Here is a 23,584-nt window from a genome sequence, read left to right as displayed (position 1 = left end):
AAAGGCCTGTCGGCTTGCCGTGAGCGCCAATTCCCGGGCCGGATTGCTCACTTGGCCTGCGGCGCGACCAGCGGCCGGACCTGCTTGAGCTGACCCTCGAATTGGGCCAGGAGCGCCTGAATCTGCGGGTGCGCCTTGGCTTCCTGCAGCACCTCGGCCTGCAGTGCCTCCTGACGCTGGCGCTCGATCTGCCGCAGGCTCGGCGTCTCCGGGGGCGTCGCTTCGCCCTCGATCAGCTCGAGGCGGAACGGCATCCCCATATGCAGATGCAGCGCCTCGTCGATCTGCCCGCGGTGCTTCTGGAGCATGTCACGGTAATAGTTGCTGCCGACCAGGCGAACGATCCCCTGGTCGACGCTCAGGAGCCCGAATTCGGCCAGGATGGCGAAGATCGCCATCTCCTCGCGCCGCATCCGGTTCAAGAACTCCTCCCAGGCGGTGAACGGCGGCAGGCTGGCCCAGGGGATCGCCGCACCGTTGGCCTCGCGCGGGCTGCCGGGGCAGACGGCGCACGCCTCGGCCGTCGGGGTTGCCGATTGCGGCGGGACGGAGGGAGCCGGCGCCGAAGGGGTTGGCGCGGGCGGAGCGAAGGCCGCCGGCGTGGGTGGAGCGAAGGTCGCCGGCGCTGGTTCCGGGCGCCGCTGGGGGACCGGCGAGGCAGCCGGAGCCGGACGGGCGGCTTCCCGCGGCATGTCGGGCGGGCGCTGCGGCGGGCTTGCCGGTTGCGGCGGACCCGCCGATTGCGGCGGCGGTGCCGCGGGCTGCGACGGCCCCGCTGCGCCAGGCGGCTTCAGCTGCGCCAGAAAGCTGTCGATGTCGGGTGCGGCGGCGCGCTGGGGCGGGCGCGCGGGAAAATCTGGGGTCGAGCGTTGAGGTCGCGGCGCCTCACCACCACCGCGCGCCGCCGGACCTCCGGGTGCGAACCCGCCGCCCCCACCGCCGTGACCTGGGGCAGAGATCTGCTCCAGGCGATCGATGAGATCGCCGAGCGGCATGAGCGGCTCGGTGTGGACCAGGTCGAGCAGCCCCATCTCGAGCACGAGCCGCGGCACGCGCGTGCGCGGGAGGGCGTCGACGACCCGGGTGAAGCGGTCGAACAGCTGCGACAGCGCGGTCGCGTCGACATCCGCGGCCTGGCGGGTGAGGTGCTCGAACTCCTGGTCGGAGGCGTCGAGCAGGACATCGCGACTGCCGGTCAGCTTGACCACGGTGAGGTCGCGCAGGTGCTTGAGCAGCTCCAGCGCGAGGGCCAGGAGATCTTGCCCGGAGGTGAAGATCTCGTCGAAGCGCCGCAGGGTCAGCGTGGCGTCGCGGGCCAGCACGGCCTCGACCAGGCCGGCGACCGCGAGCGTGCTCGGGACCCCGAGGACCACCCGGACCTCCTCGGCGCTGATCTTTCCGGTGTCGCTGGCGAAGGCGATCACCTTGTCGAGGAGCGTGAGCGAGTCGCGGACCGAGCCGTCGCCGGCGCGCGCGACCGTGTAGAGGCCGGCCTCCTCGACGCTGACGCCCTCGCGGGCGAGGATCGACTTGAGGTGGCCGACCAGCTGCGCGCTCGACAGGCGGCGGAAGTCGAAGCGCGACACTCGCGAGAGGATCGTCGCCGGCAGCTCGTGGACCTCGGTGGTGGCGAAGATGAAGGTGACGTGCGGGGGCGGCTCCTCGAGCGTCTTCAACAGCGCGTTGAAGGCCGAGCCGGTCAGCATGTGCACCTCGTCGATGATGTAGATCTTCCGCCGGGCGGTCTGCGGCAGGTAGCGGACCTGCTCGCGGATGTTGCGAACATCCTCGACGCGGTTGTTGCTGGCGCCGTCGATCTCGATGACGTCGACCGAGCGGCCCTCGGTGACCGCGACGCACTCGCTGCACTCGTTGCAGGGGTCGATCGTCGGCCCCTTGACGCACACCAGGCACTTGGCCAAAAGCCGGGCGGCGGTGGTCTTGCCGAGGCCGCGCGCGCCGCAGAACAGGTAGGCGTGGTGGACCCGGTCGTGGGCGATCGCGTTCGCCAGCGTGCGCGTCACGTGCTCCTGGCCGACGAGGTCGGCGAAGCGCTGCGGGCGGTACTTGCGGGCGAGGACGACGTAAGCCACGGGCGCCCGAACCCTAGCACGCCGGGGGCACCGGCGGGCTGGCGAGCCTCCGCCGCCCGTGTTAATCAGGAGGGCGTGAACTCGGCGGTCCGCCTGTGCCCGGCCTGCGACGGCCCTCACGCCGACTTCGCGTTCCGCGTCCGCGACTTCGACCACGCCCGCTGCCGCCGCTGCGCCACCGTGTTCGTCACGCCGCTGCCCGACCCGCAGGCGCTCGAGACCCTCTACCTCGCGCCCGACTATCACCCCAGCGCCGAGGGCCAGGAGCAGCGCATGCGGCCGAGGGCGACGCGCGCGCCGCCATCTTGCGCCGCTTCGGCGTGCGTTCGGTGCTCGAGGTCGGCTGCGGCCCCGGGCATTTTCTAGATGCTTGCCGCGACCTCGGCCTGCAGGTCGAGGGCGTCGACCGCGCCCGCACTGCCGAGGGCCCGCGCCGCCGCGGCCACACGGTCCACGACGTGTGGTTCTCCGACCTGGGCCCGCCGGCGCCGCGCTTCGACGCCGTCGCCATGTGGGAGGTGGTCGAGCACGTGGCTGTCCCGAAGGACATCTTGCTGCAGGCCCGCAAGTGGCTGCGCCCCGGCGGCTTCCTCGCCCTGTCGACCCCGTCGAGCTCGGGCCTGCCGGCGCGGGCGCTGGGGCCCCGCTTCCCGATGGTCATCCCGCCCGACCACCTGTCGCTGTTCAGCCGCCGCGGCCTGCAGACCCTGCTCGGCGCCGTCGACTTCGACCCGGTCCGCTGGACCAGCTTCTCCGGCCTCGACCGCGCCGCCCTGAGCCGCGGCTTCCAGCGCTTCATGCTCGGCAGCTCGCTGCCCGCCCGCGCCGTGTCCGCCGGCCTCGCCCTGGCCGCCGAGCCCGTCGCCCGCCTGGTCGACCGCGCCGGCCTCGGCACCGGCTTCGAGGTCTACGCGGTCGCCCGCTGAGCAGCGGCGCCCTGAGCCGGACCTCTCCGGCGACAAGTCGGTGCGAGTCTTCGACGCTGCCGCGTGCGATGCTCCGCGTGTGGAGCCGACGCTCTCGACGCTGCTGGCCGCGCTCGGAGGCCTCGAAGCCGAGCGCACCATCGCTGCTTATTGCGCGCGAGGGCCCGCGGGCGTCGGCGAATTCCTCGCGGCGCTCCTGGCCTCGAACCGCCTCACCACGGCCAGGGGCCGGAGCCGCCGCGCGATCGAGAACGACGCATGCGCCTGCCTGAAGCAGCTCGCAGCGGCATATCCACAGGTTTTCCTGGACGAGGTCCGCGCGCACCCGGCGACGATCGATCGGCCCGAAATCGTCAGCGCGGTCGCCACTGTCCCCGGCCCGGGCGCGGCCGAGCTCCTGTTCGTCGGGCTGCGCCATCGCAAGGGCACGGTCCGCTGGCATGCCCTCTACGCGCTGCTCTCGCGCGGCCAGGTCGAGGTCGCGCCGCACCTGGCGAAGTTGTTGCTCGACCGCGACGGCGCGGTGCGTGCGACCGCGGTCGAGGGCCTGCGCCGCTGGGGCACCGCGAGCGATCTGCCTGCGCTCGCCGCCTACACCGCTCGCGTCGCCGCTCATGACCTCGACGCTCCGCTCGACGCGATCGAGACGATCTGCGCCCGTGTGGGCCGACCCTTGCCGGCGCCTCACCCGGGCGCGCGGCTCGAGGTCGTGACGGTCCGCGGCCGGGTCACTCTCGACGTCCCCCTGAGCGCGCTCGTCGCCGTCGGCGATCCGCTGGGCGCCGTCGACGGCGCGCCGCTGCTCGCGCCGTGCGACGGCGTCGTCACGGCCGTCGATCTCGAGCCCGAACAGACCCGCGTGACGATGCGGCGCCTCGCGCCCTGATCCGCGCGACCGAGCCCCACAGTCGCGCCGTTGCCGAACGTGTCGTCACCGGGCGAGGCGAAGAAGTGGCCGCTCTCGGCGAGCCCTCGCGACCATCATTCACCCTTGCGTCGCGGCCCGCGCCACCACGCGCCCAACTGCACGAGCTCGGCGAAGGCCAGCCCGATCGGCGACGCGATCAGCCCGACGAGCCCCGCCCCGAACCCCAAGATCAGCGCCCGCCCGGCGATGCCGCCGAGGTCCCACGCCAGCAGCCCGCGCGGGTCGGCGGCCACCTGCGACTGGCGGCCGATCGTGTTGGCCAGGCGCAACCCGGCGAACGGCGCGCTCCAGAGGATCAGCACGCCTGTCTGTTCGGACACGTCCCAGCCGATCGCTCGATCGATCGTCGCCGCGGCCGGCGCCCACCCGAACAGGAGCCCGACCGCCGCCACCGCGCCCGCGCCGGCCACTCCGCCGAGCACCGCCCAGCGGCGCAGCCCCGAGTGCGCCCGCGCGGGGTCGCCGGCCGAGGCCCGCAGCGCCACCACCGTCGCGGCCGCCGACGGCACCATGATCGCGGCGTTGACGAACAGGTAGGCGTAGTTCAGCCGCGCGAACCCGCCGACCGGGAACAGGTGCGACAGGGCCGCGTCGAGCAGCCCGAGGTTGGCGTACACCAGCGCGTCGACGAGCAGCGCGGCTGTCCTCCCAGGTGTCTCATGGGGCATGTTCTTTGTTTCATGTCCCCCAGGACAGCGAGCCGTCGGCCACACTCCGGCCACTCCGACCGCCAGCCCGGCCACCAGCCCGAGCGACGGCCCGAGCGCGCCGCCTGGCAGCAGCGTGGCCCCCGCGATGGTCCCGAGCGGGATGCCCCACTCGAGCGCGAAGCCGCGGCGCTCTCGCCCGGCCCGCTCGGCCAGGGCGCGGAGCGCCGAGCCGTGGACCGCGAGCGTCACGCCGAGCGCGAACACCCACACGGTCGGGTCGCCCCACGCGCGCGGGCCGACGATCGCCAGCAGCGCGATCACCCCGGCCGCGGCCATCGCCAGGCTGACCCATCGTTCCTGTCGCAAGAGCACTGTCCCTGAAACCTCGCGCGACGTCGGGAACCACCGCGAGCGGTACAGCGACAGGCCGACCATCCGCGCCGCCGACACCGCGACCAGGCCGCGGAAGAACAGGTCGGCCGCGCCGCTGGCCCGCAGCTCGCGGGCGATCAGGAACTCGCGCGTGGCCCCGAGCAGCAGCGTCACGACCGACAGCCCGGCCATCCACACGAACGCCGAGGCGTGCCCGCGCGGGCCCTGCTGTCGCTCCTCACTCACCGCGCGTCACTCGCCTCGTGCGCCCTGCGATCGCAGCCCGCGCGCCCGCCCTGCCTCCGCGCGCTCACAGCGAGGCCGCCCACTGCCGACTCGCGGGGGCTGCGACCGGCCTCGGCTGCGCGCTTCGTCCCGAGGCTCAGGGTGCCCGCGTGCGCTCTCGGAGCGGCTCGAAGGCCACGCGCCGCCGTAGGGAGCTCCGCCACGCAGCTCGAGGTTGCCTCGCCCGATCTACCCCGCATCCGCACTACCGCACCCGCTCGAAGGCCACGCGCGCGAGGATCCGGTCGCAGCCGGCCAGGCGGAACTCCCACTCGGGGTGGGTCGCCCAGAACTCGTCGAACGCGCGCAGCTCGTGGTTGCGGTCGGCGAACTCATCAAAGAGCAGATAGGTCCCGACGGACATGTGGGGCTCCAGCGCTCGCAGGGCCGTGCGCGTCGAGCTGTAGAGGTCGGCGTCGAAGTGCAGCACCAGCCGCTCGTGCGCCGGCACCACGAACTCCGGCAGCGTCGCGTCGAACCAGCCCTTGACGAACGACACCCGCGGGTCGCTCGTCAAGGGCGTCACGCCGCCGGTCGAGAACGTGCCCTTGCGATCGATCGCCGTCCAGTCCTCGGGCAGGCCCTCGAAGCTGTCGAAGCCGACGAAGCGGCGACCTGTCCCCGGGAGCAGCTCGGCCCAGCGCGCGATCGACTCGCCGCGGTGGACGCCGAACTCGAGGTACAGCACCTGCGCGTCGCCGAGAGCGCGGGCGATGTTCTCGTAGATCTCGAACCGATGGGCCGCGCGGCTCGAGGTGTCGAACCCGCGGGCGGCCATCCAGCGCCCGACCTCGACGTAGTTGATCGTCGCGTTGAGGTTGTGAACTGTCCGCGAGGACAGGCGGGCCCCGACCCGCGTCAGCAGCTCTTTGAACAGGCGCGCCGCCACTACGCGTCCTCCCCGCCCCAGCGCGGCGCGAACTCCTCGTCGAGCTTGCCGGCCCGGCGCAGCAGCTCCTCGTGGATCAGCAGGTCGATGAGCATCGGGTACCACAGCGCGTGCATGCCGGCGTGGAGGACGCCGGGGATCCCGTCGCGCCAGGCGCCGAGGCCCATCGCCCGCGAGAAGTTGATGAACGGCCGCACGAACAGCGGCAGCTTGTTGTAGATCCGCCGCAGCACCGCCACCCGGCCGGCCTTGGTGCGCAGGTGCAGCTCGGCGAGGCGTTGCTGCTGGCTGAGGCCGTCGACGTAGACCTTGGCCTCGCGCGCGGCGTAGCCGACGTGCTTGCGGAACAGCTCGGACATCGGCTTGGCGTCGCGGTGGATCATGCGCGCCTTGAGCAAGGTGATCCGCAGGTCCTTGTCGTCGACGCGCTCGTTGATCCCGCGGCTGAAGCGGGCGACCTTCGGCCGCATCAGCCGCAGCATCATCGCGTGGGTGAATTCGCCGTGCTTGAGCTTGCGCCCGAGGATCCGCACGTCCCAGCGGACGTAGGCGCCGTCGAGGTCGTCGCGCTTGATGGTCGCCTGGACCTCGTCCCACAGCGCCGGCGTGAACTCCTCGTCGGCGTCGAGGAAGTAGATCCACTCGAAGCGGTCCTGGACCTGCTCGAGCGCCCAGTTGCGCTGCTTCGAGTAGTCCTCGAACTTGTGGACCACGAACTCGGCCCCGTACTCGGCCGCGATCGCCTCGGTGCGGTCGACCGAGTTCGAGTCGACGATCACCACCGGGCAACGGCCGGCGATCGAGGCCAGGGCCTTCGGCAGGTTGAGCTCCTCGTCACGCGTGAGGATGACGACGGCGAACGGTGTCATGAGCTGGCCCTCGAGACATGTTGTTGCAGCGCCGGCGAGCCGCCCTGGCGGGCCCGCGCCGGCAGCGAGACCTGCAGCGCCGCGCCGACCACGATGCCGACCATCGGCACCAGGATGTAGCTCTTGTACGACGCGGCGGTGACCACGTACAGCATCACGGCCACCGCCCCGGAGAAGATCGGCGCGCGCAGGTGCAGCGGCGTCCGCATCGCCTGGCGCGCCAGCGAGAAGACCGGCAGGGCGAACAGCGCCGAGCCGACCAGGCCGAACTTCCACAGGTGGTACGCGACCATGTTGTGCACGTAACTGGCATGATGGCCGTCGACCTCGAGTTCCGCCCCGAGGCCCGCGCCGAAGATCGGGTTCTCGGCGAAGATGTGCAGGCACTCCTCGATCTCCCGCACCCGCGCGTCCACCGTGCCCTGCTGTCCCAGGCGCAGGTACGTCACCGCGAAGTCCGACAGCACCGTCGCGAACACCACCGCCGCCAGCACCCCGAGCCCGACCACCAGCGCGCCCTTCCGCGGCGAGCGGACCGACAGGCTCGTCAGCCAGCCGAGCGTCATGCCCAGCACCATCCCGCGGCTCACCGTGGCGATCACCACCACCACCAGCACCGCGCGCGAGAGCGAGCAGACCCGCCGCAGCGACCGGTTGTGCACGAAGTGCAGCAGGAAGGTGGCGCAGAACAGGCCGACCAGCGGGTGGCCGATCGCCATCTTAAAGTAGTTGTAGACCGACCGGTAACGGCTGAGGTCCCACGTCGGCATCAGGTACAGCGAGGCCAGGCCGTCGACCACCGCGACCAGCAGGACCGCCGCGAACAGCCAGCGCGGGCGGCTCGCGGCTCGCCCGGCGCACAGGCCGAGGGCGAACAGCAGGTACGAGAGGGCGTCCTCCAGCGACTGCCCTAGCGAGTTGCCGCCGATGGTGCCGACGGCCAGGCCGATGATCAGCGCCAGGACCCACGGCAACAGCAGGGTGACCTGCGCTCTGGCCGCGGACGAGCGCAGGAAGCCGCCGAAACCCGCCAGCGTCACCAGCAGCAGGTACATCGTGATCAGGATGGTCAGGCCCTGCGGGAAGGGCGGCAGGGCGAGGGTCAGGACCATCGCGGCCGCGGCGAAGACCGTCGTGAACACCCGGTCGTCACGCTACCACGCCGACCCCGCCGGACGCCGACCTCTGCGGCGCGTGAGGGGCCGGGTACGGCGCCACGGCCGAGCCTGTCAAATTTTCGACAAATCCGGCGAGGCCACGAAAAGCCGCGAATCTCCGGCGATCGGCCGCAATACCGCCGCCGTCTCGGACCTCACGCCCGCGGCGGTCACCTGCCCGATGGATCTAGCAGCCCCCAGGGCCCTCTCGAGCGATCTCCGGCGCTCCGCGGGCCTTGCGTGGCCCCTTTTCGTTTCGTAGGTTGCCTGTCCGGCGAGAGGCCCATGCAGCGTCAATGGTTGGACTGGCAAGGGCCGCTGCTCCCGGCGGCGGCCGCCTGGCTCATCGAGCGCCACGCCGAGGGTCGCCGCTGCGACCTTCGGGCGGTCCGCTGCGTGCTGCCTGGAGCCCGCGCCGGCCGCGTCCTGCTGCACCTGCTCCTCCGGCAATGCGCCGAGCGCGGCCTCCGCCTGGTCCCGCCGCAGGTCCTGACCCCCGGGGCCCTCGCCGAGCTGCTGGTCCCCGGCGACGCCCGGACCGCCTCGACCCTCGAGTGCACCCTCGCGTGGATGCACGTCCTGCGTGAGGCCCGCCCCGAGCACATCACGCCGCTCCTGCCGAGCCGCCCTGACTTCTACGACTGGCCGGCCTGGCACGAGCTCGCGGGCACCGTCGTCGGCGTCGTCGACGAGCTGTCGGCCGAGTTGCTGTCGCTCCGCGACGTCGCCAAGGTCGCGGCGCGCATGAACATGGACCGCGAGGCCGAGCGCTGGGCCGTGCTCGAGCGCCTCGAGTCGCGCTACCGCGAGCGCCTGGCCCGCGAGGACCGCGTCTGCCCGCACGAGCGCCGCCGCGAAGTCATCGCCGCCCTCGTCGACGGCGCCACCCCGGTCGACCCCGATCACCAGCTCGTGCTCGTCGGCGTCGTCGACCTCGCCCGCGTCCACCGCGCCATCGTCCGCGCCTACGGCGACCGGGCCACGGCCCTGATCCACGCCCCCGAGCACCTCTACGCCGGCTTCGACGCCGACGGCTGCGTCGAGCGCAACTTCTGGTCCGGCCGCCCGATCGAGATCCCCGACGAGCAGCTCATCATCGCCGACCGCCCCGCCGATCAGGCCCAGGCCGTCATCCGCTGCCTCGCCGACCTCGGCGGCGCCTACCGCCCCGAAGAGGTCACGATCGGCCTCGGCGACGAGAAGCTCGCCCCCACCATGACCCAGGCCGGGCAGTGGGCCGACATCGCCGTCCACGACCCGCGCGGCCTCCTGGCCCTCCACGGCCGCCCGTTCCGCCTGCTTCAGGCCGGCCTCGAGTGGGTCCGCGACCCGCGCTTCTTCGCCTTCGCCTCCCTCGTCCGCCACCCCGACGTCGAGGGCTTCGTCCGCCGCCTGCTCGGCAAGGCCAAGCCGGTCGCCGGCCCCGCGCCCGAGTGGGCCGAGGGCAAGCCGGTCGAGCAGGTCCCCGAGGACGTGCCCTTCAGCGCAGGTCTCGAAGGACAGGGCCCAAAGGACAGCAAGGAAGACGTCGCCGCCGACGACCACACGATCGTCGAGTGGTTGACGGTGCTCGACCGCTATCACACCGAGCACCTGCAGGACAACCTCGGCACCGCCTGGCTCGGCGACGAGAAGGCCGCGCGGCGGATGCAGATCCTCCACGACATCGTCGCCAAGCTGTACTCGCCGCTGGTCGGCGACCGCCGGCCGCTGACGCAGTGGTTCGAGCCGATCCTCGAGGTCCTGCGCAACGCCTACGGCCACCTCGACGTCCACGCCAAGGCGATCAGCGACCAGCGCGTCGCCAACACCTGCATCGAGATCGCCAAGAACCTCGGCAACCTCACCGGCGCCGCGCCCGGCCTCCAGCCCGACGTCGACGGCCCGACCGCCCTGCGGCTCGTGCTGGCCCAGCTGGCCGGCCTGCGCGTCCCCGAAGATCCGCGCTCGGGACAGATCGAGATGCTCGGCTGGCTCGAGCTGCACCACGACCCGGCGCCGGTGCTGGTGCTCGCGGGGTGCAACGACGGCGCGGTGCCGCAGGCGGTCACCGCCGACGCGTTCCTCCCGGACGGCTTGCGCGAGCACCTCGGCGTGCTCAGCAACGGCCGCCGCTACGCCCGCGACGCCTACCTGATCGAGGCGATCCGCCGCAGCCGGGTCAAGTGCACCTTCATCGCCGGGCGTCAGGCCGCCGACGGTGAGCCGCTCACGCCCTCGCGCCTCCTCCTCGCCGGCGACCTCGAGCGCCTGCCCGCGCGGATCCTCCGCCTCTGCGATCCGAACCACGCCCGCCGCTGGGCCCTGCCGTACGGCGCCCCGCCCTCGGGCGCGACTTCCGGCTTCCGGATCCCCGAACCCGGCGCGTTCGTCGAACCGCAGGCGATGACGGTCACCGAGTTCGGCTGGTACCTGCGCTGCCCGTTCCGCTACTACCTCAAGTACGTCCGCCGCCTGCGCCTCGTCGACGACAGCGCCGTCGAGCTCGACGCGCTGCAGTTCGGCAACCTGACCCACGACGTCCTGCAGCGCTTCGGCGAGGACCCGGCGATCGCCGACAGCGTCGACCCCGAGGCGATCGCGCGCTACCTCGACGGGGTGCTCGACGACCGCGCGCGAGCGACCTTCGGCGCGCGCCCGCTGCCGGCGATCCGGATCCAGATCTCCCGTCTGCGCCAGCGCCTCGTCGCGTTCGCGCCGCACCAGGCCCGCCGCCGCGCCGACGGGTGGAAGATCCGCCGCTGCGAGTTCGAGCTGCCCGAAGAGACATTTCTTCAAATTCCCGATCAGGCGCCGATGCGGATCAAGGGGAAGATCGATCGCATCGATCAGAACATCCGCGACGGCTCGTGGATGATCATCGACTACAAGACCAGCGAGTCGGGCCACAGCCCCGACAAGACGCACCGGGCCGCGCGCGGCTCGGCGAGCCAGTGGAGCGACCTGCAGCTGCCGCTCTACCATCACCTCGCGGCGCAGCACGGCTACACCGGCCCGGTCCAGCTGGCCTACATGAACCTGCCGAAGAAGCCGGAGCAGGAGGCGCTGCACGTCGCTCGCTGGACCCCGGCCGACCTCGACGACGCCGTCGGCACCGCGCGTGACATCGTCCGCAGCATCCGCGCCTGCCGCTTCGACATCATGGGCGACTTCGCCGCCCGCTACCAGGACGACTTCGCCAACATCTGCCAGACCCGCGTGTTCGGCGGCGCCGACGACCTGGAGGCCGAGGCGTGAGCGACCCGGAGAAGCCGCCGCGCCCCGAGTCGCTGTGGCTGTTCGGCGAGCCCGAGGCGGCCGCGGCCCAGCCTCCACCTGTCCGCAAAGCCAGGCGCAACCGACCCGCGCCGCGGCAGGTCGCCCGCCCCGCGCGCGACCTCTTCAACGCAGTCGCCGGCGCCTTCGCCCGCAGCGCCGAGGCGGCCGCCCGCCCGGCCCCGCAGCCGCCGGAGCCCGCCCCCGAGCCGCGCAAGCGCGGCCGCAAGGGCGACGGCGAGCGACCTGGCCCTGCGGACAGGCAGGCGCGCGGCAGCACCGACGCCCAGGCCGGCGGGGAGCGTTCGGCCGTCGCGAACGTGCGGGCGCGCAGCTCCGGCGCGACGCAGGTCGAACCCGAGCGACCTGTCCCTGCGGACAGGCAAGGGCGCGGCACGATTTCGGCCGGAGTGAAGCGACCTGGCCGCGAGGACAGGCAGCCGCGCGATGAGACGGGCGACGGCGATCTGCCTGCCTCTGCCACCAGGCACGCGCGCAGCGGGAAGAGCACCTCGACCGACGCGGAGCCACCTGCCTCCGGGGCAGCGCGTCGCGCCGCTATCGACATTGAGCGACCCGCCTTCGCGGACGCGTACGGCGCGACGGGTCCCGCCAGCGACCAGGAGCCGCCCGCCTCCGCGTACGCGCGCAGCGGGAAGGGTACCTCGCTCCGAGATGAGCCGCCCGTTTTCGCGGACGCGCGCGGCACCTCGAACGACGCGGAGCCGCTCGCCCCCGTGGACGCGGACGGTGCGACGGACGCCGCGAGTGACGCGAAACCACCTGTTTTTTCAGACACGCGAACGCGCCGTCCGAGAGCCACGAAGAGTCGGCAGCCCGCGGACGACGCGCCCGGCGCCACCGACGAGGGACCGCTCTCCGAGGACTCTCCCGTGAGTCGCTCGGTGCGGCTCGCTGAAGCTGCCGAACGAGTCGAGCCTGTCCTCGCGGACATCCACGTCGAGGACGCCGGAGGCCTCGTCCCCGCGGAGGACGGCGGCAGCGGAGCGTACGTCGCCGCCGAATCCTTCGACGAGTCGCAGCACCGCTCGAAAGACTCGTCCGACCTCTCGCCTGTCCCCGGGGACATGCGAGAGGACTCGGTCTTTCACCCGGACGTCTCCGACCTCCCGGCGCCCGCCGACAGCCTCGGCGACGCCCTCGCGCTGGCCGAGGCCGTCCCGCGCGAGCCGCCGCGCCCGCGCAAGCGACCTGTCCCGGCGGACACCTCGCATGTCTTTTCGGACAGCCCGCCGGCGCCGCGGCAGGACGTCCTGGCGGTGATCGCCGAGGCCGAGCGGGTCGCCGAGGCCGCTCTGGATCTGCCGCCGGAGACGCGGCTGGCGGGCGGGCACCGGCTCGAGCACATGCGGATCTTGGCCTCGGCCGGCTCGGGCAAGACCTACCAGCTGACCAACCGCTACTTGCAGGTCCTGAGCCGGGGCGCCTTCCCGTACTCGATCCTGGCCAGCACCTTCACCCGCGCCGCGGCCGGCGAGATCCGCGATCGAATCCTGCGCACCCTCGCCGAGGCCGCCGACGACGCCGCCAAGCGCGACGAGCTCGGCCACCGGCTCCACCGGGAGCTCGCGCGCACGCGCGTGCTCGACCTCCTGGCCAGCCTGGCGAACAACCTCCACCGCCTGCAGATCCGCACGCTCGACAGCTTCTTCGGCACGATCGTGCGCTGCTTCTCGCTCGAGCTCGGCCTGCCGACCGACGCGCGGATCGTCGACGAGGACGAGGCCTTCCGCCTGCGCCGCGAGGCGATCGGCCTCATGCTCGAGGAGGGCGACACCGAGGCGATCATCGAGCTGCTGGCGTCGCTGACCGAGGGCAGCTCGGAGCGGGCCGTCACCGACACGATCGACAACACGGTCAGCTCGCTCTACGACCTCTACCGCGAGTGTCACGACACCTCGGCGTGGGAGGCGATCGCGCCCGAGCCGACGCTGTCGGAGCAGGAGCTCGACGACGCGATCTTGGGCCTGCGCTTCGCGGTGCCGACCGACCTCGGCAAGCGCGGCATCGAGGCGCACACCAAGGACTGCCAGCGCGCCGAGCAGTGCCGCACCGGCAGCTCCGACGACTGGATGGAGTTCTTCACCACCGGCCTGGCCAAGAAGGTCGCGGAGAACGAGCTCGTCTACTACAACAAGCCGATCGCCCCGGGGACCGTGTTCGCCTACCGGCGCCTCCTGGGCCACGCGCGCGGGGTGTTCCGCCGCCGCGTCATCGAGCAGACGCGGGCCACCTGCACCTTGCTGCAGCTGTTCGACCGCTGCTATCGCCGGGTCAAGCGCGAGCACAAGGTCCTGACCTTCGCCGACCTCACCGTCGCGCTGGCGCAGGCCGACCTCTCCGGCCACCTCGACGAGATCTGCTTCCGCATCGACGCCCGCCTGCGCCACGTCCTGCTCGACGAGATGCAGGACACCAGCATCCAGCAGTGGAACGCCCTGCGGCCGATCGTCGACGAGACCGTCTCGTACGCGACGGACGAGCGCAGCTTCTTCTGCGTCGGCGACGTCAAGCAGTCGATCTACGGCTGGCGCAACGCCTGCCCGGAGATCCTCTCGCGCCTCGACGACCTGCTCCATCGGCCAGGTGGTCAGGTGCTGCACAAGGAGACCCTGGCGACCAGCTTCCGCTCGTCGCCGGCGGTGATCGAGGTCGTCAACAAGATCTTCACCAACCTCAAGGACAACCCGTCGCTGCTGCGCTACCCGTACGCGGCGCGGCGCTGGGACTCCGAGTTCGAGCAGCACACCACCACGCGCAAGATCGCCGGCTACGTCCAGGTGCGCGCGGTCGGCCGCTGCGAGGACCAGGGCAAGCGGCAGGCGCTGCGCCTGCAGGAGGCCGCGGCGCTGGTCGCCGAGCTGTACCACCGCCACCCGGGCAAGACGATCGGCGTCCTCCTGCGCACCAACGGCGCGGTCGGCCGCGTGCTCTACGAGCTCGGGCCCACGCGCCTGAAGATCCCCGCGACCGGCCGCGGCGGCGGTCCGCTCACCGACGCGCCGGCGGTCAACGCGATCCTCGACCTCCTGCGCCTGGCCGACCACCCCGATCATTCGATCGCCGGCTTCAACGTGTTCGCCAGTCCCTTGGGACAGGTGGTCGGCTTCGACAAGGACGACCGCAACCTGCAGCGCCGCGTGGCCGCGCGGGTGCGCCGGCAGATCGCCAGCGACGGCCTGGCGCCGACGCTGCAGCAGTGGGTGCGCGCGATCGCCTCGAAGGTCGACGAGCGGCAGTACCGGCGCTGTATGCAGCTCATCCAGCTGGCCCAGGTGTGGGACGAGCGCCGGACCCTCCGCTGCGACCAGTTCGTCGCCATGGTCGAGACCCGCCCGGTCGCCGACCCCGCCGCCTCCGCGGTCCAGGTGATGACGGTCCACCAGTCGAAGGGCCTCGAGTTCGACATCGTCATCCTGCCCGAGCTCGAGACCGAGCTGGCCTCGACGCGCACGCTCAAGGTCGTCTACGAGCGCGACGGCGACGCCGGCCCGGTGGTGCGGATCGCCCGGCATGTCTCGAAGGACATGTGGCAGCAGTTCGACGACCTGCGCCCGATCTTCGAGCAGCACATCGACCGCCTGGCGCACGAGAGCCTGTGCCTCCTCTACGTCGCGGTCACGCGCGCGCGCGAGGGTCTGTTCATGCTCGTCGACCCGCCCGGCGAGGGCAGCCGCGGGGCGCCGGCGCGGGCCTCGGCGATGCTGATCCACGCGCTCCACGAGGGGCCGGTCGAGCCCGACAGCGTCCTGTTCGAGCACGGCGACCGCAGCTGGCTGGCGCCGCACGCCTATGTAACGCCCGACGTCAGCGACCCGTCCGACCCGCACCTCGAGTCGTCGGGCCCGCGGACCGGCGAGCGCCCGGCCCGCGAGGCGCTCGCGGGCGAGCCGGCGGGCCTCAGCTTCTTGCCCTCGCAGGGCCCGCTGGTGCGCGCCGCAGTGCTGGCGCAGGACCCGGGCCGCACCGTCGCCGACCACATGCATCTGGCCGACACGCCGCTGTCCCACTGGGGCGCGGCGATGCGGGCGCTGTTCGCCGAGATCGGCTGGTTCGAGGAGTTCAACCCGAGCACCCCGCAGCTCGAGGCGATCGTCCGCGCCGCCGCGCCGAGCCGCGACGAGACGTGGGTACGCGCGCGCGTGCAGGAGTTCCTGCGCGTGCTCGAGGGCCCCAACCTGCGCGCCGCGCTGAGCCGCGGCGACCGCGACCCCGCGGGCCTGCGGGTCGAGCGGCAGGTCCCGTTCGCCCGCCTCGACGGAGGTGCCCTCCAGACCGGCGAGATCGCCCGCCTCGTGCTCGAGCTCGATCCCAACCTCGAGCTCGCCATCGAGGAGGCCGATCCTGCCGGTCCCGAGGGACATGTGCAAAAGGCCACGGTCTACGGCCTCTGCCTCGACAACATCGAAAAGTTGTCCGAGGCCGAGGAGCGGGCCCGCATGTACCGCGACGCCGTGTCCGCCTGGCGCGCCGCCGCGGCCGAGCAGGCAGGCCTCGAGAAGAAGCAGGTCGAGGCGGTCCTGCTGTTCCCGGCCGCCGACGTCGTCCTCGCGGTCTGACAGGTCGCGACCTGTCGGGGCGCTGCCTCGACCGATGCGAGGAGCAGTCCGAGGCGGAGGAGTGGGCGCGCGTCCCTCGGAACGCCATGGCCGTCTGGCGCGGCGGAGCAGGCGGACCTCGATCGCAAGCAGGTCGAGGCGGTCGTGTTATTCGCGGCCGCCGCCGTCGTGCTCGCGGCCTGAGCGGTCGCCGACTCGACGCGAAGGCGCTACCGCTTCGACCCATTCGAGGAGCCGTCCGAGGCCATCGGGACGACGCGGTATCCGCCCGGCGCGCCGCCGCGTCCGAGCAGGCGCACCGTGAACGCGGTCGGCGCTGTCCGACCCATTCGAGGGACCGTCCGAGGCCGAAGAGCGGGCCCTCTGTACCGCGACGCAGTGTCTGCCTGACGCCGCAGCGAGTAGGCGGCCGCGCGTGCGCAAGCAGAGCGCGTCCTCGTGCTCGCGGTCCGAGTCGTCGTCAAAATATCTGCACTTAAAGACATGTTCAATGAAGAATGTCCAAATCGCCATGTCACCGCCTCCGAAGAACTCGCATGCCCGAAGAGACAGGTCTTCCCGACGGCCAGAGCGACGCTCCGGCCCGGCGGATCGCGCGAAGGAACATGTCCGAAGAGACCTGCGAACGCCGAGGCTCGGCGCGCGTCAGTCTCGCCGCGAGTCGTCGGCATCGCCGGCGCGAGCGACGAGGAGATCTCCCCCGCCACTTCGTTCGAGCGGGTTCAGGGCGATCGCGCTCAGGCCGCGAGCCTTGCGCTCGACCGCGCCGGCGGCGACGGCCGCGGCCAGCATCGAAGTGCGGTCCTGATTGCGGCCGTGGGTGCGGTCCCCGAGTCGGCGCTGGAAGTCGGGGAGCGCCTGGACCTGGTAGTTCCAGCGCGCGTCGCCCTCGCCGGCGCTCTCCCATCCGCTGAAGCGGTCGTGGATCGTCCGCAGCAGCACGCTGCGCGCCTCGCCCGGCAGCGCGGCGACGTTGGCGGCGAAGCGGTCGGTGTAGAACAGATAGTCCTCGGCGTTGCTGAGGTAGAGGACGGTGACCGGCAGCGCGAGGGCGCGGGCGGCCGCGGCGATGTCGACCATCGTCGTCCTGCCGGTGAGGTTGCCCTGGTGCACGCGGATCCGTCCGGCCGCGAACATCTCGCGGACATAGGTGTATGCAGCAGGGTCGGCCAACCACGAGCCCGTCTGCTCCTCGCGCACCCGTTGCAGGTACACCGCCAGCGACTCGCGCTGCGCCTCGAACAGCGCCTGAGCGCGGCTCCGCTGGTCGCGGGTGTCGCTCGCCAGCCCCGCGGCGATCGCCTCGTGCGCCGCTCTGCGGTCCCGCGGCTCGAACAGCGCCAGGAACGCCGCGGGGTCGGGCGCCGCGGCGATCAGGGCCGCGTAGATCCGGTGCAGGTCGACGACCTCGCGGTCGATGTCGACGAGGAACGCGAGCTCGCTGCGCGCCGCCGCCAGCAGGGTGTAGTTCTGGTCCGAGGCGACGCCGACGTAGACGCCGCCGAGCTCGCGCACGAACGGGAACCACAGCTCGTGGCGGTATTCGTTGCTGACCGTGAAGTGTTCGAGCGGGGTCATGAAGATCCGCTCGGACCGCACCTGCTGCAGCGTCGCCAGCTGCGACGGCGACAGCGGTGCCGGGCCGTCGATGCGCGCCGCGGGTCCGCCCCGATCGCTGTCTGCGGACGCGCCGCCGGCTCGGTCCGGTGTAGCTGCAACCGGCAGCGGCGCCGCCGGGGGCAGCTCCGCCAGGGCCGCGGCCGGCCGCTCGCCCGCGCGCGGTCCAGGGTCTGCAGGAGCGTCGCAAGCGGCGTTCACGAGCCATCCGCTCGCGACCAGGGTCAACAGCATCCGCACCTCGAGCGGCGAGGATAACTCAGGGCCGACCGGCCGGACGCCGCGCTTTCTCGCCCCTCGCGGCGGCGGTAGCATGCCGCGACCGTATGAACCGCAAGCTGTTGCGCGGCGAGCACCTGATCTCCACCTGGCGGGACATCACGCTGACATCCCATCGGGTCTGGCAGGTCGCGCGCGAGGGCTCGTCGGCGGCGCTGACGTCGATGCCGGTCGACGCGGTGCAGTGGGTCCGATTGGGACGTCATCATCTGCCGTGGCTGCTGTGGCTCGCGGCAGTGACGGCGGTGCTCGGGATCGCCGCTCTCGAGTACGACCGTACGATCACCTACGGCCTGTTCGGCGTGGCGCTGCTGCTGATGCTGCTGTACGGCACCTCGCGTCGGCTGGTGCTCGAGATCGGCTCGGGGACTGGCACGATCGTCGTGCAGGTCGTCGGCGAGGGCGCGAGCTTCGACGCCGCGCTCGAGTTCCTGTATCAGGTCGAGGGTCGACGGCTGGCGCACGGGTCCGGTGCCGACGCCCGCAGCGGTGCATCCGCGAGCGGCGCATGGCCGGGAGCCGGCGGCGCCGGTGGTTGATCGCCGCCTCATGGCGCCCCGGAGCGCAGGCTCCGCCGTATATACTTGCGGTCATCGACGAAACGATGAAAGGAGGGGTCGACGCGCATTCGATGTCGGCCGACGGCGAATGGTCCCTCCCGCAACAGTTCGACGAGTACCGCCTCGTCCGCGTGCTCGGCAGCGGGAGCATGGGGGTCGTGTTCCTCGGCCACGACACGATCCTCGACCGGCCTGTAGCGATCAAGTTCATCAACGCGCGCGAGTCGAACCCGCGCACGCGTGAGCGGTTCGTCACCGAGGCGCGCGCGGCGGCCCGGATCGCCCACCCCAACGTGATGTCGATCCACCGGATCGGCGAGCTCGAGGGTCGGCTCTACATCATCTCCGAGTACGTCCGCGGCCAGCCGCTGTCGGACATCAAGGGCGCTCTGCCGTGGCAGGAGGCGCTGACGATCGCCGTCGGCCTCGCTCGCGGCCTGGCCGCCGCGCACCGCCAGGGCGTGCTGCACCGCGACATCAAGCTCGCCAACGTCATCCGCAACGAGCTCGGCGAGATCAAGCTCCTCGACTTCGGCCTCGCCAAGCTGGTGCCGCAGGGGTCCGGCGGCCGCTTGCCCGACCTCAAGACGCCCCTGCCCGCAGCGCTCGGCGACGGCCGCCTCGGCGACACCGCCGAGTTCGGCAGCCCGAGGATCGACGTCGTCGCGCTGCCGGGCAGCAGCATGGCCGAGCGCATGGCCGGCGTCCCCGAGGACGAGAGCTGCGAGGTCCTCGTCGGCACGCCTTATTACATGGCCCCCGAGCTGTGGCGCGCCGAGTCGGCCACCCGCAGCTCCGACATCTACGCCCTCGGCGCGCTGCTCTACATCCTGTGCGCCGGCCATCCGCCGCTCGAGGCGAGCAGCACGCTCGAGCTCGCGCGCCTGTCCCAAGAGACATCTCCGAGGCCGCTGCAGGACGTCGCGCCCGGGGTCGACGCCCGCTTCGCGGCGCTGATCGACCGCTGCCTGCAGCGCTCGTCGGCGGCCCGCTTCGCCTCGGCCGACGAGCTGTGCACCGCGCTCGAGCTGCTGCTCACCACGGGGCCGATCGCCGAGGCGATCCACGGCAACCCGTACCGCGGCCTGCAGGCGTTCGAGGCCCGCCACCGCGCGGTCTTCTTCGGCCGGGTCCAGGAGATCCGCGCGGTCGTCGATCGCCTGCGCGTGCAGTCGTTCGTGCTCGTGGCCGGCGACTCGGGCGTCGGCAAGTCGTCGCTGTGCCGCGCCGGCGTGTTGCCGCAAGCCAGCGAGCCGCCGGGCGTCGGCGGGCGCACGTGGAGCAGCCTGGCGATGATCCCCGGTCGGCGTCCGCTGCAGACTCTGGTGTCCGCGCTCGCCTCGCACTTCACCCTCAAGGAGGAGGCCCTGCGCACGCTGCTCATGGGCGAGCCCGAGGGCCTGGTGCGCCTGCTCGCCCGCCGTCAGGGCAAGGACCGCGGCTTCGTCCTCTTCATCGACCAGCTCGAGGAGCTCGTCACCCTCAGCGAGGCGCCGCAGGTCGAGCCGTTCGGCCGCTTCCTCACCGCCTTCGCCGCCGGCGTGCCGAGCCTGCGCCTGCTCGCCAGCGTGCGCGGCGACTTCCTCACCCGCGCGGCCGCGCTGCCGCAGCTGGGCCCGTTCATCAACCCCGCGGTCTACCTGCTCACGCCGCTCACGCGCGAAGGCATGCGCGAGGCGATCGTCGGCCCGGCGGCGCTGCAGGGCGTGCACTTCGCCTCGGAGGGCCTCGTCGACGAGCTGATCCAGGCGGGCGTCGAGGGCAGCCTGCCGCTCCTGCAGTTCGCGCTGGCCGAGCTGTGGGAGGCGCGCGAGGCCGGCAGCAAGATCATCACCGCCGCCGACCTCGAGCGGATCGGTCGCGTCACCGGAGCTCTGGCGCGCCACGCCGACAACGTCGTCGCCGGCCTGCCGCCGTCGCAGCGGATCGCAGTGCGTCGTCTGTTGATGCGCCTCGTCACGATCGAGGACACGCGCGCCAGCCTGCCGGTCGAGGACCTGGTCAGCGCCGACCCGGCCAGCGAGGCCGCGCTCGAGGCCCTGGTCCGCGGCCGCCTCGTGGTCGCGCGCGAGGCCCAGGACGGGACTGTCCACGAGATCGCCCACGAGGCGCTGATCCGCAACTGGAGCACCCTGCAGCGCTGGATCAACGAGGAGCGCGAGTCGCGGGAGATCCGTCATCGCCTCGAGCAGGCCGCGGTCGAGTGGCAGCGCCTCGGCCAGGGCCGCGTGGGCCTGTGGACGGCCGAGCAGCTGGACGAGGCCGACAAGCTCGAGGCCGCGAGCCTGCGGGCGCGCGAGCGCGAGTTCCTCACCGCCAGCGCGGCCGAGCTGCGCCGCCGTCGCTGGCTGCGGGCCGCCGCGGTCGCGACCTTGCCGCTCGTCGCCGGGCTCGCGTTCGCCGGGGTGAAGGTCCAGGATGCGCGCGCGCTCGCCGGCCGGGTCGACGACCAGCTCGCGCGCGCGCGGCAGGCGTTCGCGGCCGCCCACGTGCACGACCAGGCGGCGGAGACGAGCCGCGTGGAAGCGCTGCGGAAGTTCGACGCGCGCGACGTCCCGGGCGGCGAGGTGGAGTGGGCGCGCACGCTGCAGCGCTTCGACGAGGCCGACCGCACGTACAAGGAGGCGATCTCGGCCGCCGAGTTGGCCCTCGGCTTCGACCCCGCGCACCCGGAGGCGAGGCGGCTGATCGCCGACGCGCTCTACGAGCGAGCGGTGCTGGCGGAGGAGCGCTACAAGCCCGAGCTGGCCGAGGAGCTGATCGCCCGCGTGAAGCTCTACGACGACGGCACGCGGCTGGCCCGCTGGACCGCGCCGGCCTCGCTGTCGGTGACGGTCGCGCCCGAGTCTGCCAGCGTGAAGATCGCCCGCTATCAGCGCGACGACGCCCACCGCTACGTGCTGATCGAGCCGAGGGAGCTGGGCGAGGCCCCGGTCGCGCCGCTCGAGCTGGCGCCGGGCTCGTACTTGCTCGAGCTCGAGCTCGCCGGGCGCGAGCCGATCTTCTACCCCGTGCTGCTGAAGCGCGCCGAGGCGCGGCGGGTCGCCCTCGACATCCCGCCGGCCGCGGCGATCCCGGCCGGCTTCGCGTTCGTGGCCGCCGGGCCGTCGTTGTTCGGCAGCGCCGACGAGGACACGATCCGCCGCAAGTTCTTCTTCGCCGCGCCGCAGCACGAGGTCGTCACCGACAGCTACGTGATCGCCCGGCGCGAGACCAGCTGGCGCGAGTGGATCGCCTTCCTCGACGACCTGCCCGCGGCCGAGCGGGCGCTGCGGACCCCGGGCGTCGAGGCCGACAAGTTCCACGTCGGCGTCCGCCTCGAGCCGCACGAGCGCGGCTGGCGGTTGGTGACGAAGGCCGGCGAGGCGACGTACACCGCGCGCGCCGGCGAGGCGCTCAAGTACGCCGGGCGCGAGGCGCTGGCGGAGCAGGACTGGCTCGACATGCCGGTCTCGGCGATCTCGTGGGACGACGCGAACGCGTACCTCGCCTGGCTCGATCGCACCGGGCGGGTGCCGGGCGCCCGGCTTTGCTCGGAGTGGGAGTGGGAGCGCGCGGCCCGGGGCGCCGACGCCCGCAACTTCCCGCACGCCGACACGATCACGCGCGCCGACGCCAACTACGACGAGACCTACGCCCGCGTCGCCGAGCACGGCGGGCCCGATGTCGGGGGCGCCCATCCCGCTTCGCGCAGCCCCTTCGGCGTCGACGATCTGGTCGGCAACGTGTGGGAGTGGACGACCTCGTCCCTGGCCGCGAACGAGGGCATCATCCGCGGCGGGGCTTATTATTACGACGAGGTGACCTGTCGCTCCGTCAACCGCTATCCGTGGGCTCCGGACACCCGCGATTCGACGCTGGGGCTGCGTGTTTGCGCCTCGATCGCGACTGCACGGCCGACCGGCGGATCGTGAAGAGGTCATCCGCCCTGCGCGATGATTCGCGGGCCCTCGGAGGCCGGCGGGCAATCGTCGAAGACGCCGCCGGCGAGCGCCGGACGGGCGCCCGCACGCGGTGCGAAGATTTCGCGGCGCCGCCTCGCTCGTAAATTCGCGGCGCCCGCGTTATGAACGGATGGTGGGGCCGGGATGTCCGGCTCGTGGGAGGGGACAGCATGTTTTCGCGTAATGAGAACATTTTGGTGGTCGCCGGGTTGTGCATCGGGTTGGTCGGGTGTGACGAGGCAGTCGAGCAGACGCACCTCGGCACCCCGGTCGACGACGACGTCACTTTTCGCAAGGTGGTCGACAACGGCGTCGAGATCAACGGGCCGCTCATGAACGGCATGCGGATGAACGGCATGCGGATGAACGGCATGCGGATGAACGGCATGCGGATGAATGGCATGCGCATGAACACATCCGAGCTCGAGAGCTTCGCCGTCACCGCCGGCAGCCTCATCACCGCGCTGCTCGACTCGATCCAGCGGTCCGGGGCCGACCTCGTCGACGCCGAGTACGACTTCGACTACGAGATCACGCCCGGCAGCTACGAGCACAAGAAGCTGCGGATCGCCGGCGTCGTGCAGAGCAGCACCGACCCCGACATCTACTTCAACGACGTGCGCTATCAGGTCGACGAGGTCACCTGGGATTATCTGTGCCGCGACGGCGCGAGCAACCCGACCGAGGCGATCGCCCTCAACTTCGCGTGGGACGAGAGCACCGGCAGCCGGCTCGAGTACCCCGACGCGTTCACCTGGGCCTGCCGCGGCGCCGCGCTGGCCAAGGCGGTCGAGTGGGGCTACGCGCCGTGGCGGTCCGCCGGCGCGACCTCGCTGAAGGACGCCCACCAGGCGGCGGTGCGGATGATCCGCGCCGACTACTGCGGCACCGGCGTGACCCACACGGTCAACGGCAACCCGATCGACGTGAGCGACAAGTGGAGCATCCAGGTGCCCGGCACCGCCTGGCCGGTCGAGGCCAAGTGGGGCCCCGACGGCGCGGTCTGCCTCAACACGCCGCGGCGGCAGTCGTGGAGCCGGGCCACGGTCATCGCCGAGTGCGTGGCCGCCGGCAAGGGCGTGCTCCCCACCTGCACCAACAGCAGCCCGACCGAGTTCGGCGGCCTCCTGATGACCCAGGCCAACGCGCTCTGACCCGCGCGCCGCTGCCCGCGCCCCCC

Annotated in this window: 14 protein-coding genes; 8 read left to right on the top strand and 6 right to left on the bottom strand. The window is 72.3% G+C overall.

Going from position 1 to position 23,584, the window contains the following annotated elements; all coding sequences use genetic code 11:
• Positions 1–47: 47 nt before the first annotated feature.
• The gene (dnaX, locus tag O0S08_RS47930; protein WP_269036269.1) at positions 48–2,093 is read right to left on the bottom strand and encodes a DNA polymerase III subunit gamma/tau; all 2,046 of its coding nucleotides are present in this window, start codon (positions 2,091–2,093) and stop codon (positions 48–50) included.
• 75 nt (positions 2,094–2,168) lie between these two features.
• Between dnaX and O0S08_RS47925 the strand changes: the two genes are divergently transcribed.
• The 3 genes from O0S08_RS47925 to O0S08_RS47915 all read left to right on the top strand — a co-directional run bounded on the left by O0S08_RS47925 (position 2,169) and on the right by O0S08_RS47915 (position 3,905).
• A complete protein-coding gene (locus O0S08_RS47925) occupies positions 2,169–2,459 on the top strand; it encodes a hypothetical protein (protein ID WP_269036268.1) in 291 nt (96 codons plus the stop codon).
• The gene (locus O0S08_RS47920; protein ID WP_269036267.1) at positions 2,414–3,019 is read left to right on the top strand and encodes a class I SAM-dependent methyltransferase; all 606 of its coding nucleotides are present in this window, start codon (positions 2,414–2,416) and stop codon (positions 3,017–3,019) included. Before O0S08_RS47925 ends, O0S08_RS47920 begins: the two co-directional genes overlap by 46 nt.
• Positions 3,020–3,098: 79 nt before the next feature.
• Positions 3,099–3,905, top strand: a complete 807-nt coding sequence (locus tag O0S08_RS47915) for a HEAT repeat domain-containing protein (protein WP_269036266.1) — start codon at positions 3,099–3,101, stop codon at positions 3,903–3,905.
• 95 nt (positions 3,906–4,000) lie between these two features.
• Here the strand turns inward: O0S08_RS47915 and O0S08_RS47910 are convergent, their stop codons facing one another.
• The 4 genes from O0S08_RS47910 to O0S08_RS47895 form a co-directional block, all read right to left on the bottom strand.
• Entirely contained in the window at positions 4,001–5,215 is a 1,215-nt protein-coding gene (locus O0S08_RS47910) for a hypothetical protein (protein ID WP_269036265.1), read from the bottom strand.
• A gap of 244 nt (positions 5,216–5,459) precedes the next feature.
• Positions 5,460–6,143: a TylF/MycF/NovP-related O-methyltransferase gene (locus O0S08_RS47905; RefSeq protein ID WP_269036264.1), complete on the bottom strand. Its 684-nt coding sequence runs from the start codon at positions 6,141–6,143 to the stop codon at positions 5,460–5,462.
• The gene (locus O0S08_RS47900; RefSeq protein ID WP_269036263.1) at positions 6,143–7,012 is read right to left on the bottom strand and encodes a glycosyltransferase family 2 protein; all 870 of its coding nucleotides are present in this window, start codon (positions 7,010–7,012) and stop codon (positions 6,143–6,145) included. Before O0S08_RS47900 ends, O0S08_RS47905 begins: the two co-directional genes overlap by 1 nt.
• The gene (locus O0S08_RS47895) at positions 7,009–8,154 is read right to left on the bottom strand and encodes an O-antigen ligase family protein (protein WP_269036262.1); all 1,146 of its coding nucleotides are present in this window, start codon (positions 8,152–8,154) and stop codon (positions 7,009–7,011) included. Before O0S08_RS47895 ends, O0S08_RS47900 begins: the two co-directional genes overlap by 4 nt.
• Positions 8,155–8,454: 300 nt before the next feature.
• On the opposite strand from O0S08_RS47895, the gene O0S08_RS47890 reads away from it, so the two are divergent.
• Together O0S08_RS47890 and O0S08_RS47885 are read left to right on the top strand one after the other, a co-directional pair.
• A complete protein-coding gene (locus O0S08_RS47890) occupies positions 8,455–11,406 on the top strand; it encodes a PD-(D/E)XK nuclease family protein (RefSeq protein ID WP_269036261.1) in 2,952 nt (983 codons plus the stop codon).
• A 911-nt stretch (positions 11,407–12,317) separates the two neighbouring features.
• Positions 12,318–16,004 (top strand): UvrD-helicase domain-containing protein, encoded by a 3,687-nt coding sequence (locus tag O0S08_RS47885; RefSeq protein ID WP_269036260.1) that lies wholly within the window; start codon positions 12,318–12,320, stop codon positions 16,002–16,004.
• A gap of 645 nt (positions 16,005–16,649) precedes the next feature.
• Here the strand turns inward: O0S08_RS47885 and O0S08_RS47880 are convergent.
• The gene (locus tag O0S08_RS47880) at positions 16,650–17,582 is read right to left on the bottom strand and encodes an LIC_10091 family protein (protein WP_269036259.1); all 933 of its coding nucleotides are present in this window, start codon (positions 17,580–17,582) and stop codon (positions 16,650–16,652) included.
• Positions 17,583–17,947: 365 nt separating this feature from the next.
• On the opposite strand from O0S08_RS47880, the gene O0S08_RS47875 reads away from it, so the two are divergent.
• The 3 genes from O0S08_RS47875 to O0S08_RS47865 all read left to right on the top strand — a co-directional run bounded on the left by O0S08_RS47875 (position 17,948) and on the right by O0S08_RS47865 (position 23,558).
• Entirely contained in the window at positions 17,948–18,439 is a 492-nt protein-coding gene (locus O0S08_RS47875) for a hypothetical protein (RefSeq protein WP_269036258.1), read from the top strand.
• A 92-nt stretch (positions 18,440–18,531) separates the two neighbouring features.
• The gene (locus O0S08_RS47870; RefSeq protein WP_269036257.1) at positions 18,532–22,374 is read left to right on the top strand and encodes an nSTAND1 domain-containing NTPase; all 3,843 of its coding nucleotides are present in this window, start codon (positions 18,532–18,534) and stop codon (positions 22,372–22,374) included.
• A gap of 200 nt (positions 22,375–22,574) precedes the next feature.
• The gene (locus tag O0S08_RS47865; protein WP_269036256.1) at positions 22,575–23,558 is read left to right on the top strand and encodes an ADYC domain-containing protein; all 984 of its coding nucleotides are present in this window, start codon (positions 22,575–22,577) and stop codon (positions 23,556–23,558) included.
• The last annotated feature ends 26 nt before the right edge of the window (positions 23,559–23,584 follow it).

This window comes from Nannocystis punicea (genome assembly GCF_026965555.1).
GTDB lineage: Bacteria > Myxococcota_A > Polyangia > Nannocystales > Nannocystaceae > Nannocystis > Nannocystis punicea.
Note: the sequence above shows the minus strand (reverse complement) of the source record. Positions and strands in the feature narration are given on the sequence as shown.